The following is an 11,838-nucleotide window of genomic DNA, read 5'->3' on the forward strand; positions in this document are numbered from 1 at the left end:
GAAAGACCGTAAGGTCACCCAGGCAGCTTTGGCGGCGGGGATTTGCGAAAACGATTGAAAAAGAAAACTTGGGAAGGTCCGCCTAGCGGACGCGCAGCCGAAGCTGGACTCGGAGGATTTGCACCACCTGATTTTGAGGTCCGCTAAAAGACCGGCGCGTACTATACCTGAAATAGTCGCGTACGTGAGGAAAATTTTCATGGAGGCAGGGCCAGTATCGGGCCATCGCGCACGACAGGCTGAATCGATAATCCCCTGAAGCCTTACTTGCTCGGTGTCGGCGCGCGTCAGCCATTCAGGTAGCCGGCCGAATCTCGCGGATCAGCCCATCGAGGCTGTACCCCAAACGCGGCGCCAGCGCCTCGGCCCGGGCTCTCAAACCGTCCAGGTCCAGCGACTGCTCAAGGTCTGCCGGCACCAGCAGAATCACATTGCCCTCCTTCACAGGCAGCTCCCAGTAATGCCGATGGTACAACCCGCGCAACAACGCCGCGCCCAGCGGCCTGCCATCATCGGTGGCCCACTGGTTGATCACCAACCAGCCGCCTGGGTTCAGGTGTTGCTGGCAGTTCTCCAGAAAGTTCCACGCCAGGTGCCCGACCCCAGGGCCATGATCGGTGTACAAGTCAACGAACAGCAGGTCGGCCTTCTCTGCCGTGGGCAGCAGCTCCAGGGCATCGCCGATGCGCACATACAGCCGCGGGTCGTCGTCCAGGCCCAGGTAATCCATGGCCAGGCGCGGCACATCCGGGCGCAGCTCGATGGCCTCGATGTCTTCCAGCGGCAGGAACTTCATGCAGGCCTGGGTCAGCGTGCCGGCGCCCAGGCCCAGAAACAGTGCACTCTCAGGCAGTTCGTGGCACAGCGCCCCCACCAGCATGGCGCGGGTGTAGTCGTACTCCAGCCAGCTGGGGTCGGCGGTGAACACGCAGCTTTGCTCGATCGCATCGCCGAATTCCAGAAAGCGGTAGTCGTCTACTTCGTACACGCTGATGACGCCAAACGCATCTTCCACCCGTGCCAGCAGCCGCTCTTGCCGTTCCGCCGTCATGTCCACCACCCGCCTGCGCAAAAACGCGCATTGTCCGCCAACACCCTGGATGCAACAAGCGCAGCGCCAACTGTTACCATGGCCCATAGCCTACAACCGACAAGACCGAGCCCAAGATGAACCAACCGTGGAGCCCCGACAGCTGGCGCGCCCTGCCGATCCAGCAGCAACCGACCTACCCCGATGCCGCGCACCTGCTGAAGGTTGAACAGACCCTGGCCAGCTACCCGCCGCTGGTGTTCGCGGGTGAGGCGCGCGAGCTGCGTCGGCAGTTTGCCGAAGTCACTGAAGGCCGTGCCTTCCTGCTTCAGGGCGGCGATTGTGCCGAGAGCTTCGCCGAGTTCTCGGCTGCAAAAATCCGCGACACCTTCAAGGTGTTGCTGCAAATGGCGATTGTCATGACCTTTGCCGCCGGCTGCCCGGTGGTGAAAGTGGGGCGTATGGCCGGGCAGTTCGCCAAACCGCGCTCATCTGGCGATGAAACCATCGGCGACGTCACCCTCCCCGCCTACCGCGGCGACATCGTCAACGGCATCAGTTTCGACGCCAAAAGCCGTATTCCGGACCCGGAGCGCCTGCTGCAGGCCTACCACCAGGCCACCGCCAGCCTCAACCTGCTGCGCGCGTTCGCCCAGGGCGGGTTTGCCGACCTGCACCAGGTGCACAAGTGGAACCTGGACTTCATCGCCAACTCGGCGCTGGCCGACAAGTACCACCAGTTGGCCAATCGCATCGATGAAACCCTGGCGTTCATGCGTGCCTGTGGCCTGGACAGTGCGCCGCAACTGCGCGAAACCAGCTTCTTCACGGCCCACGAGGCGCTGCTGTTGAACTATGAAGAAGCCTTCGTGCGCCAGGACAGCCTGACCGGCGACTACTACGACTGCTCGGCGCACATGCTGTGGATCGGCGACCGCACCCGCCAGCTCGATGGCGCCCATGTCGAGTTCCTGCGTGGCGTGCACAACCCCATCGGGGTCAAGGTTGGCCCGAGCATGAACCCCGAAGAGCTGATCCGCCTGATCGACACGCTCAATCCGTCCAACGACCCGGGGCGTCTGAACTTGATCGTGCGCATGGGCGCGAGCAAGGTTGGCGACCACTTGCCGGGGCTGATCCGCACTGTCGAGCGCGAGGGGCGCAAGGTGTTGTGGAGCTCCGACCCGATGCACGGCAACACCATCAAGGCCAGCAGCGGTTACAAGACCCGCGATTTTGCGCAGATTCTGGATGAGGTTAAGCAGTTCTTCCAGGTACATCAGGCCGAGGGCAGCCATGCTGGCGGTATCCATATCGAGATGACCGGGCAGAACGTCACCGAATGCATTGGCGGTGCCCGGCCGATCACCGAGGATGCGTTGTCGGACCGGTATCACACCCATTGTGATCCGCGGATGAATGCCGATCAGTCGCTGGAGTTGGCGTTCCTGATTGCCGAAACCCTCAAGCAGGTGCGGCGGTGAGGCTGGGGCGCATGCCTTGAGTTTTGTAGCGCCTGGGAGATCGAGCGCCGCCCGCGCGGCGCATCGCGAGCAAAGCTCGCTCCTACATTTGTTTCGGGCCAGTTACGCCTGTGACAGGCGCGCGCGACCGCCTTGTTAGTTCGACGTGATGTCGCGCCATGCGCCCAAGGCGTTCGCGCACAAATGCCACAGGAAAAATTGGCCCGAAACAGATGTAGGAGCGAGCTTTGCTCGCGATGCGCCGCGCGGGCGGCGCTCGATCTCCCGGACGCTGAAAAGCTGAAGCCAGGCGCTTGGACCCAACTCACTTCCTCAGTGGATCATCCCAGAAATGCCGCTCGGCCTCTTGATGGATATCCGCCCGACTCAACCCCAGATCGTGCAAGGTTGCATCACTGAGACTGGCCAACTCCTGACGCTGACGGTACAGCTCCAGCCAACGCGCCGGGCGCTGCAGAGCCGCGTGCCACAGGTAGCTCAGGGAAAAGGCTGGTTGCTGGATGCTGCTGACATGACCTTTCATCGTGAAGCCCTCCGTGTTGATGGCCTCAGTCTCACGCCAGGCATAAGATCAATCCAACGAATGTTTCTGATGCGATGCATCTCGGAGATTGATGCAATGTCCCAGTACCAAAGCCTCGACGCGGACGTCCTGCGCACCTTCGTAGCCATTGCCGAGCAAGGCGGCTTTACCCGAGCAGGCGAAGTGGTCAACCGCACCCAGTCAGCAGTCAGTATGCAGATGAAACGCCTGGAAGAAGACGTTCTGCAGCGCCAGCTCTTCGAACGTGATGGCCGTCAGGTGCGGCTGACCGCCGAAGGTCAGGTCCTGCTGGGGTATGCCCGACGCATTCTCAAGTTGCATGGCGAAGTGTTCAACACCCTGCGCATGCCGCACATGGTTGGCCTGGTGCGCATCGGCACACCGGACGACTACGCCATGCGCTTCCTGCCGACCATCCTGTCGAGCTTTGCCCAGGCCTACCCGCTGGTGCAGGTGGAAGTGCATTGCGATTCGTCCAAGCACTTGATGCTGCGCCAGGATCTGGACCTGACCATCGTCACCCGCGAGCCCGGCAACGAGATTGGCCAGTTGCTGCGCCAGGAACGCCTGGTGTGGGCCGCGGCAGAAGGCTTTTGCCCGCACGAACAGCGGCCGATGCCGGTGGCGCTGTTCAACACCGACTGCTTCTGTCGCGCCTGGACCTGCAATGCGCTGGAGGCACAGGGCATCGATTACCGTATTGCCTACACCAGCCCGAGCCTGGCAGCGATCTTTGCCATCGTCACCGCCGGGCTGGCAGTGACCGCGCAGCTGCAGAGCCTGATCGGGGGCAACATCCGCATACTGGGTGAAAGCGAAGGGCTACCGCAGTTGCCGATGGCCAATGTGATGCTGGTGCGCAGTACGCAATCCCCCTCGCCAATCACCGACTGCATGGCCGACTACATCGTTGAGGGTTTCAAGTGATCGGGGGCCGAAAAACGGCCCCACAATCTCAAAGCTCAAACCCCAGCATCACCGCACAGACCACCAGGAACACACAGAACATCGCCCGCAGTACCTTCTCCGGCAACGCGTGGGCCAGCTTCACGCCCCAGCTGATGCTCAGCAAGCCACCCACCGCCAAGGGAATCCCAACCCCCCAGTCAACGCTATGGTGCACGCCATAGGTCACCAGCGTGACCAAGGTACTCGGCGCCGCCAGCGCCAGTGACAACCCCTGCGCCACCACCTGAGTAGCGCCAAACACACTGGTCAGGATCGGCGTGGCCACCACGGCCCCACCCACGCCGAACAAGCCGCCCATGGTGCCGGCAAAGCTGCCCAGCACACCCAGCCACGGCCAGGCATGACGCAGCTCGGCACTCGGCGACGACACCTTCATGAACATCCGCACCACGTTCCACACTGCCAAGGCTACCAAAAAGCCGACAAAACCCAGGCGCATGGAGTGCGCATCAAGCCCCACCGCCCAGATCGACCCCAGCCAGGCGAACAAGAAGCTGCATACCGACAGCGGCAACGCATGGCGCAACGCAATACGGTTGCGCTGGTGATAACGCCACAACGCCAGCAGCACGTTCGGCACCACCATCACCAACGCGGTCCCCTGCGCCAACTGCTGGTCCAGGCCAAACAGCACACCCAACGCCGGAATCGCGATCAGCCCGCCACCAATGCCAAACAAGCCCCCCATGGTGCCCAGGGCAGCGCCCAGCACGATATACAACAACCACTCGATCATCAGTGCCTCGTCCGCCTGTACCAATAATGCGAGCATGCTAACGAGTGTGCGCTGGCGGGGAAACGCACAGCAGCGCACAATGGCTGTGCGTTTTTCGCAAAAGCAAGGCAGCCATGAGCCCCGATACCCTGACCGACCAATTGAGCCTGTTCCTTGATGTGCTGGAAACCGGCAGCTTTTCTGCCGCCGCCCGTCGCCACCCGCTGACCCCGTCTGCGGTAGCACGGCGCATCGACAACCTGGAAAGCGCCGTCGGCAGCCGCCTGTTCACCCGCAGCACCCACGCGGTGCGGGCCACACCTGCAGGCAACGCCTTTGCCGAGCGGGCCAAGCGCATCATCGAGGAGTTGCGCCTGGCCCGGGCTGAAGCGGTGTCACTGAGCAATGCCCCGGAAGGCCTGATCCGCATCGACGCACCTGCCGCGTTTGGCCGCCGCCACCTGGCCCCGGCCATTGCCGACTTCCTGGTGGCCTACCCGGGCCTGGACGTGCAACTGCGGTTGATCGACAGCTTCGTCGACCTGCATGGCAGCCACCTGGGCGAGGTCGACCTGGTGTTGCGCGCCGGCCCTTTGGCCGACACCCGTCTGGTCGCCACGCCGCTCGCCTACATGGTGCGCATCGCCTGCGCCAGCCCCACCTACCTGGCCAGCCGCGGCATCCCCACCTGCCCCAGCGAACTGCCCGGGCATGACGGGCTGGACTGGGATGGCCTGGCGCCGCCGTTCGCCTGGCGCTTCAGTGTGGCCGGGCACACCCGCCTGTACCGCCCCGCGCGCATGCGCATGGCCGCCAACAATGCCGAAACCCTGCTGTTCGGCGCCCTCGCCGGCCTGGGGATAGCCCACCTTCCCACCTGGCTGATCAGTGAATACCTGCTGCGCGGCGAGCTTATCCCGTTGTTCTGCGACGGCGGCTTGCCTGAAGCCGAGACCAGCGGCATTTACGCGCTACGCCTGGCACATGAAACGAACTCTCGCAGCCGTTTGCTGCTCGAATTCCTCAAGAGCCGATTCAGCCCGATACCACCCTGGGACCTGGCCTTGCGCAGTGAACTGCGCGATTAACTCGCGCACTGATGATCAGCGTGCCAGAATTTTCCATTGATCACTTTCAAGGACCTGCATGAACGCCGACACCCAAGCCTCCTGTGACGAGCTGCTGCTGGACAACCAGGTCTGTTTTGCCCTGCACTCCACCTCGTTGCTGATGACCAAGGTCTACAAGCCGCTGCTGCAGGCGCTGGGCCTGACCTACCCGCAATACCTTGCCATGCTGGTGCTCTGGGAGCGTGACGGACTGACCGTGGGCGAAATCAGCCAGCACCTGCTGACCGACCCAGGCTCGCTGACCCCGCTGCTCAAACGCCTGGAAAGCGAAGGCCTGTTGCAGCGCAACCGCAGCCGCGAAGATGAACGGGTAGTGATGGTGCAACTGACCGACAAGGGCCGCGCCCTGCAACAGCAGGCCAAAGAGGTGCCGCCGTGCATTCTCAAGGCCAGCGGGCGCAGCCTGGAGCAGCTGCAGCAACTGCAAGCCGACCTGCTGAACCTGCGCGAAAACCTGCAGAAAAACCTCTGAGCGCTATGCTGTGAAATGGCCGTTCCGATGAACGGCGATGATTTATCTTGCGCGCTAACTAATTGCGCGCTAATTTAAATCCCACACCAACCCCCGCCCTCCTGCAAACGGGAGTGCACAGCACATTAGCGAGGCTCAAGATGCAAAAGGTCACTCCGCTGTACATCGCAGAAGCTACCTCCACCGGTGGGCGCGACGGCAAATCCCGCTCCAGCGACGGCAAGCTCGTCGTCAGCCTGAGCACCCCCAAGGAACTGGGCGGCGCGGGCGGTGACGGCACCAACCCCGAGCAGATGTTCGCCGCCGGTTACTCGGCCTGCTTCATCGGCGCCTTGAAATTCGTGGCCGGGCAAGAGAAGAAAGCCCTGCCGGCAGATACCTCGATCACCGCCAAGGTGGGCATCGGCCAGATCCCGGGCGGTTTCGGCCTGGACATCGACCTGCACATCAACCTGCCGGGCCTGGCCCAGGCCGATGCCGAAGGGCTGGTGGAAAAGGCGCATCAGGTGTGCCCGTACTCCAATGCCACCCGCGGTAATGTGGATGTGCGCCTGCACGTAACCGTCTAAGGCGCAAAGGCTTGCGCAATGCCCTGTAGGAGCGGGTTTACCCGTGAAGAAAACACCGCGGTGGATGGCACAGGCTTCGCCCGTGTTCGCGGGCAAGCCCGCTCCCACACGGATCTGCGCCAGCTTTTAGAAATTGAGCACGACAGTTGCCCCCACAAAAGCACGAGCACACAGGCATAAAAAAACCCGGCTTGCGCCGGGTTTTTTGCGTCTCGCAAGAAGCATTACTTCTTGGAACGGCCTTTGAAGCTGTTGTCGCGAGTGTCGATGTCGATCCACTCGTCGATCTGGATGAAGTCGGCAACCGAGATCTCGGTACCGTTCGCCAGCTTGGCAGGCTTCATGACTTTGCCGGAGGTGTCACCGCGAGCAGCGTTCTCGGTGTAGACAACTTTACGGCTGATGGTGGTCGGCAGTTCAACCGACACCAGACGGCCTTCGAAGAACACGGCTTCGCAGACGTCTTCCATGCCTTCTTCGATGTACGGCAGAACGGCTTCGATGTCTTCGGCGTTCAGCTCGTACATGGTGTAGTCGGTGGTGTCCATGAAGGTGTACTCGTCACCATTGATGAACGACAGGGTCGCTTCTTTGCGATCCAGGATCACGTCGTCCAGCTTGTCGTCCGCACCGTATACGGTTTCGGTCTTGTAGCCGGTCAGCAGGTTCTTCAGCTTGGTCTTCATGATCGCGCTGTTACGGCCCGACTTGGTGAACTCAGCTTTTTGAACCAGCCACGGGTCGTTGTCGATCCGCAGTACGGTACCGGGTTTCAGTTCTTTACCAGTTTTCATTACGAAGTATCCGAATCTGGATGGATTTATAAAAATCGAGGCCGCGTATCATAGCGAATTTCGGTAAAAGTGTACTAGCGCTTCGGCAAGGTCCGGCTGAGCGGCCTGTCGCGCCCCCCAACGGCGGGCATGCTGCTGCAGTTCCGGCCAATGCTGGCGGGCCGCCCGCCAGGCCTGGCCCATGTCGAAATCCATGTTCCAGGCACGCCACAGGCCCAGCAGGGCTGCATCGGCTTCGTCTGACAGGCCGCAGCGATAATGCGCGAGGAACGCTTCGAGTTTTTCCCAATGGGCATTCTCGTCCTGCACATAGATGTGCCACAGCATCGGCTGCCCCGCCCACTGCGCACGCACGAACGAGTCTTCGCCACGCACGGCATTGAAATCGCAGCTCCATAACAGCCGGTCGAAGTCGTCCTGGCTGACGAATGGCAGCACCTGAACGGTCAGCGCCCCACGCGTGCGCACATCACCCACGTGCAGCGGCCCCTCGCCCAGCCACTGGCTGAGCCCCGCGACGATGCGCCCCTGCGGGACCAACAGGTGGCAGGCCTGGTCAGCCGTGGCCAAGGCATCAAGCCAGTTGCCCAGCTGTGGGTTTTCATAGGCGAACAGCGAGATCAGCAGCGCACCCGGCACAGGGTCTACACCAAGCCCCAGCAAGAAGGCACGGCGCGCATCCGCCGACTGCTGGAACGCATCACGCCGGGCCAGCAGCGAACCCTCGCGCAGCAAACCGCCCGTTTTGTCGGTAAAGCCCGGGAAGAAAAAAACCTTGCGCAAACCGTTGGGCTGCGGCGAAGGCAACCCATGGCAACCCTCTACCCAGTCCTCGGCACTCAGGTACTCGAGGTTGAGCCAGAGCGGCGGCTGCGGACGGGCACGCATGGCCTCGACATACGCCGCCGGCAACTGGCAGGCGAACGCGCCGATCACCACATCGGCGGGGGCCACCGGCAACCACGCTGCCGGCCAGTGACGCACATCCACACCGTGCTGCCACTGTTGCGCCGCCGTGGCATCGGCGCCAGGGCACATAGGCGTGAAAGCGTTGAGGTCATCCACCCACAGGCGCACCGCCAGGCCGTGCTCGGCCACCAACTGCCGGGCCAGGCGCCAGGTCACGCCGATATCGCCGTAGTTGTCGACGACGCTGCAGAAGATGTCCCAGGTGGCTTTCATGCGCCCCTCCCGTGCTGGTGCAAAAACCGCGAATTCTGCGCATAAATTGGCGCTGACAAAAGCACCTGCGCAGAAAAATGCCCAAGCGCATGCGACAATGCCCCCCTACCACGCTGCCAGGAGGCTGACATGCCGCGCCACCGTGAACTGAAGATCACCCTCAAGCCGTTGCCGTTGATCATGTGCGTAGCCTTGGGCCTATGGCTGGGCGCCATGGCCATTGCCGTGAGCCTGTGGCTGGCCCAGCAGTTGTGGCCACAGCAGGTGCAACCTCTGGCCCAGGTTGTGGCCCCCCACGCCTACCGACCCGCTGCAACACCCGCGCCGACCACTGCCCAGGATGGCCAGGCCGAGATGTTCGAACGCTACAAGGACATCCTGCACAAACAGGAGCTGCAACAGGCCGCCGATGCCGCACAGGGCAATCCGCGCAACCTCAACAGCCCCAAGTGCCAGTTCTGGCTACAGCAAAACCGTACCGCGCCCACCGAAAAAAGCCAGGCCAACGTGCTGGAGTTCTGTTACTGACCATGGACAAGCCCCACCTGCTGGCGCTGATTGTCGCCACCCTCGAGCATGACCTGGACGTGCTGACCCGCGCGGCGCAAACCGCCTACGAGGCCGCCACCGCCGAAGAGAACATTGCCGAGAACAAGTATGACACGCTGGGCCTGGAGGCCTCGTACCTGGCCACCGGCCAGGCCCGCCGCAGTGCCGAGATCCGCCAGGCGCTGGTGATCTACCAGCAGTTGCTGCTGCGTGACTACGACACGGCGCGCGGTGTGCAGGTAAGCAACCTGGTGACCCTGGAAGATGAAGAGGGCGGGCACCGTCGGCTGTTTCTGGGGCCTGAGGCAGCGGGGCTGAAGATTGGCGAGGGGGACGGGCTGGTGACGGTGATTACTCCGCGTTCGCCGCTGGGGCAGCTGTTGCTGGGCAAGCGGGTGGATGACGAGGTGAGCCTGGGGGCGCAGGTATCGTTCATTGTCGATGTTGTCTGAACCGGCCTCTTCGCGGGCCCGCCCGCTCCCACAAGGGGCCCACTGTCTTCAGGGCTGTGATATCCCTGTGGGAGCGGGCGGGCCTGCGAAAGGGCCGGCACAGGCAATAATTCTCTAAAGGGCCTGCAAGGCATCGAACCGCCCCGCCAGCCCCTGCTCGGCAAACTGCTCCACCACAAAATCGACGAACGCCCGGGTCTTGCCCGGCAACAGCTTGTGCTCGGCGAAATACAGGCTGATATGCCCATCGTCCACATACCAGTCCGGCAACACCCGCAGCAGCCGCCCGGCCAGCAGGTAGGGCACGGCAAACGGCAGGCTCACCAGGGCAATGCCCAGCCCCTGCTCGGCCACCGCGCATGCCGCGTCCGAATCGCTCATGGTCATCGCCTGGCGCAATTGCAGTGGCTGCTGCACCTGCCAACGGCTGGTCAGCGGCCACGAGCGCACCCGACCGGTCTGCGGTGACCGGACCAGGATACCTTCATGGCGTTGCAGCACCTGCGGGTCTTCTATCGGCGCGTGCTGCTGCAGATAGGCCGGCGCCGCCACCAACACCCGGTGCGCCGGGGTCAGCTTGCGCGCCACCACCCCCGGCGGCAGTTCGAAGCCACCGCCAATCGCAGCATCGAAGCCCTGGCCGATCAGGTCGACCTGGCGGTTGTCGAAATGCCAATCCGGGGTAATCGCCGGGTAGCGGCGCAAGAACTCCCCCAGCAACGGCAGCACATACAAACGCCCGAACACCGTGCCCATGCTCACCCGTAACGACCCGGCTGGCTGGCCTTCGGCACTGGCCAGGTTGGCCACGGCGTACTGAATGGTGCGAAAGCTGTCACTGACCTCGCCGAGAAAACGCTGCCCCGCTTCGGTCAAGGTCAGCTTGCGGGTACTACGCTGGAACAACCGCACACCCAGGCGCGCTTCCAGCTGCGCAACGTGCTTGCCCACAGCAGCCGGGGTAAGGCTCAGGCGCCTGGCGGCTTCGGCAAAACTGCCAACCTCGGCACTGCGGATAAAGCATTCCAACGCGCTGAACGATTCCATGGCCATGATTAACAACCAAAGGTTTACTCTGCTGATAGTGATTGCCATCTTATCAGTAGGTAATCGAGCGCCGATACTGTGCCCCATCCAAGGCATTTCGGCCTGGCTTCCAGCAGGAGAACAGCATGTCCAAGCAACTTACACTCGAAGGCAAGGTAGCCCTGGTTCAGGGCGGCTCCCGAGGCATTGGCGCAGCCATCGTGCGGCGCCTGGCCCGCGAAGGCGCGCAAGTGGCCTTCACCTATGTCAGCTCTGCCGGCCCGGCTGAAGAACTGGCTCGGGAAATTACCGAGAACGGCGGCAAAGCCTTGGCCCTGCGGGCTGACAGCGCTGATGCGGCAGCTGTGCAACTGGCGGTGGATGACACCGTGAAGGCCTTCGGCCAGCTGGATATCCTGGTCAACAACGCCGGTGTGTTGGCAGTGGCCCCGGTGACCGAGTTCGACCTGGCCGACTTCGATCACATGCTGGCCGTAAACGTACGCAGCGTATTCGTCGCCAGCCAGGCCGCGGCACGCTACATGGGCCAGGGGGGTCGTATCATCAACATTGGCAGCACCAACGCCGAGCGCATGCCGTTTGCCGGCGGTGCACCGTACGCCATGAGCAAGTCGGCACTGGTTGGCCTGACCCGCGGCATGGCACGCGACCTTGGGCCGCAGGGCATTACCGTGAACAACGTGCAGCCCGGGCCGGTGGATACCGACATGAACCCGGCCAGTGGCGAGTTCGCCGAGAGCCTGATTCCGCTAATGGCCATTGGGCGGTATGGCGAACCGGAGGAGATTGCCAGCTTCGTGGCTTACCTGGCAGGGCCTGAAGCCGGGTATATCACCGGGGCCAGCCTGACGGTGGACGGTGGGTTTGCAGCCTGATTGAAAGGTTGCCTGTGCCGCGACAG

Annotated in this window: 14 protein-coding genes; 8 read left to right on the forward strand and 6 right to left on the reverse strand. The window is 62.7% G+C overall.

Annotation, left to right across the window (positions count from 1 at the left end; genetic code table 11):
• Window positions 1-295: 295 nt before the first annotated feature.
• Complete coding sequence (locus tag QCL51_RS18180; protein ID WP_021783115.1) at window positions 296-1,051, reverse strand: spermidine synthase; 756 nt, start codon at window positions 1,049-1,051, stop codon at window positions 296-298.
• Window positions 1,052-1,167: 116 nt separating this feature from the next.
• Here QCL51_RS18180 and QCL51_RS18185 point away from each other — a divergent pair, with 116 nt between their 5' ends.
• Window positions 1,168-2,514, forward strand: coding sequence for a 3-deoxy-7-phosphoheptulonate synthase class II (locus QCL51_RS18185; protein ID WP_021783114.1), 1,347 nt, complete (start codon window positions 1,168-1,170; stop codon window positions 2,512-2,514).
• Between the two features lie 304 nt (window positions 2,515-2,818).
• On the opposite strand, the gene QCL51_RS18190 is transcribed toward QCL51_RS18185, so the two are convergent.
• Window positions 2,819-3,037 (reverse strand): DUF1127 domain-containing protein, encoded by a 219-nt coding sequence (locus tag QCL51_RS18190; RefSeq protein WP_021783113.1) that lies wholly within the window; start codon window positions 3,035-3,037, stop codon window positions 2,819-2,821.
• A gap of 96 nt (window positions 3,038-3,133) precedes the next feature.
• On the opposite strand from QCL51_RS18190, the gene QCL51_RS18195 reads away from it, so the two are divergent.
• The gene (locus QCL51_RS18195; RefSeq protein WP_031322250.1) at window positions 3,134-3,985 is read left to right on the forward strand and encodes a LysR substrate-binding domain-containing protein; all 852 of its coding nucleotides are present in this window, start codon (window positions 3,134-3,136) and stop codon (window positions 3,983-3,985) included.
• A 28-nt stretch (window positions 3,986-4,013) separates the two neighbouring features.
• On the opposite strand, the gene QCL51_RS18200 is transcribed toward QCL51_RS18195, so the two are convergent.
• Window positions 4,014-4,763 carry a sulfite exporter TauE/SafE family protein gene (locus tag QCL51_RS18200; RefSeq protein WP_033730015.1) on the reverse strand — a complete coding sequence of 250 codons (750 nt, stop codon included), beginning with the start codon at window positions 4,761-4,763 and terminating at the stop codon, window positions 4,014-4,016.
• Between the two features lie 113 nt (window positions 4,764-4,876).
• Here QCL51_RS18200 and QCL51_RS18205 point away from each other — a divergent pair, with 113 nt between their 5' ends.
• From QCL51_RS18205 to QCL51_RS18215, 3 genes are all read left to right on the forward strand, one after another.
• Window positions 4,877-5,830 carry a LysR family transcriptional regulator gene (locus QCL51_RS18205; protein WP_338443933.1) on the forward strand — a complete coding sequence of 318 codons (954 nt, stop codon included), beginning with the start codon at window positions 4,877-4,879 and terminating at the stop codon, window positions 5,828-5,830.
• A gap of 58 nt (window positions 5,831-5,888) precedes the next feature.
• The gene (locus QCL51_RS18210) at window positions 5,889-6,344 is read left to right on the forward strand and encodes a MarR family transcriptional regulator (RefSeq protein WP_010952890.1); all 456 of its coding nucleotides are present in this window, start codon (window positions 5,889-5,891) and stop codon (window positions 6,342-6,344) included.
• A gap of 140 nt (window positions 6,345-6,484) precedes the next feature.
• A complete protein-coding gene (locus QCL51_RS18215) occupies window positions 6,485-6,913 on the forward strand; it encodes an organic hydroperoxide resistance protein (RefSeq protein WP_021783109.1) in 429 nt (142 codons plus the stop codon).
• A 224-nt stretch (window positions 6,914-7,137) separates the two neighbouring features.
• Here the strand turns inward: QCL51_RS18215 and efp are convergent, their stop codons facing one another.
• Complete coding sequence (gene efp / locus QCL51_RS18220) at window positions 7,138-7,707, reverse strand: elongation factor P (RefSeq protein ID WP_003252871.1); 570 nt, start codon at window positions 7,705-7,707, stop codon at window positions 7,138-7,140.
• 48 nt (window positions 7,708-7,755) lie between these two features.
• On the reverse strand, window positions 7,756-8,889 hold the full coding sequence (gene earP / locus QCL51_RS18225; protein ID WP_021783108.1) for an elongation factor P maturation arginine rhamnosyltransferase EarP: 1,134 nt from the start codon (window positions 8,887-8,889) through the stop codon (window positions 7,756-7,758).
• A 129-nt stretch (window positions 8,890-9,018) separates the two neighbouring features.
• Between earP and QCL51_RS18230 the strand changes: the two genes are divergently transcribed.
• On the forward strand, window positions 9,019-9,417 hold the full coding sequence (locus tag QCL51_RS18230; RefSeq protein WP_021783107.1) for a hypothetical protein: 399 nt from the start codon (window positions 9,019-9,021) through the stop codon (window positions 9,415-9,417).
• 2 nt (window positions 9,418-9,419) lie between these two features.
• On the forward strand, window positions 9,420-9,890 hold the full coding sequence (locus QCL51_RS18235; protein ID WP_021783106.1) for a GreA/GreB family elongation factor: 471 nt from the start codon (window positions 9,420-9,422) through the stop codon (window positions 9,888-9,890).
• A 114-nt stretch (window positions 9,891-10,004) separates the two neighbouring features.
• Here QCL51_RS18235 and QCL51_RS18240 read toward each other — a convergent pair whose 3' ends face one another.
• Window positions 10,005-10,943 carry a LysR family transcriptional regulator gene (locus tag QCL51_RS18240; protein WP_021783105.1) on the reverse strand — a complete coding sequence of 313 codons (939 nt, stop codon included), beginning with the start codon at window positions 10,941-10,943 and terminating at the stop codon, window positions 10,005-10,007.
• A 119-nt stretch (window positions 10,944-11,062) separates the two neighbouring features.
• Between QCL51_RS18240 and QCL51_RS18245 the strand changes: the two genes are divergently transcribed.
• The gene (locus QCL51_RS18245; RefSeq protein ID WP_028698253.1) at window positions 11,063-11,812 is read left to right on the forward strand and encodes a 3-oxoacyl-ACP reductase family protein; all 750 of its coding nucleotides are present in this window, start codon (window positions 11,063-11,065) and stop codon (window positions 11,810-11,812) included.
• Window positions 11,813-11,838: the final 26 nt, after the last annotated feature.

The sequence above is a fragment of the Pseudomonas sp. LTR0 genome (assembly GCF_036630035.1).
GTDB lineage: Bacteria > Pseudomonadota > Gammaproteobacteria > Pseudomonadales > Pseudomonadaceae > Aquipseudomonas > Aquipseudomonas putida_Y.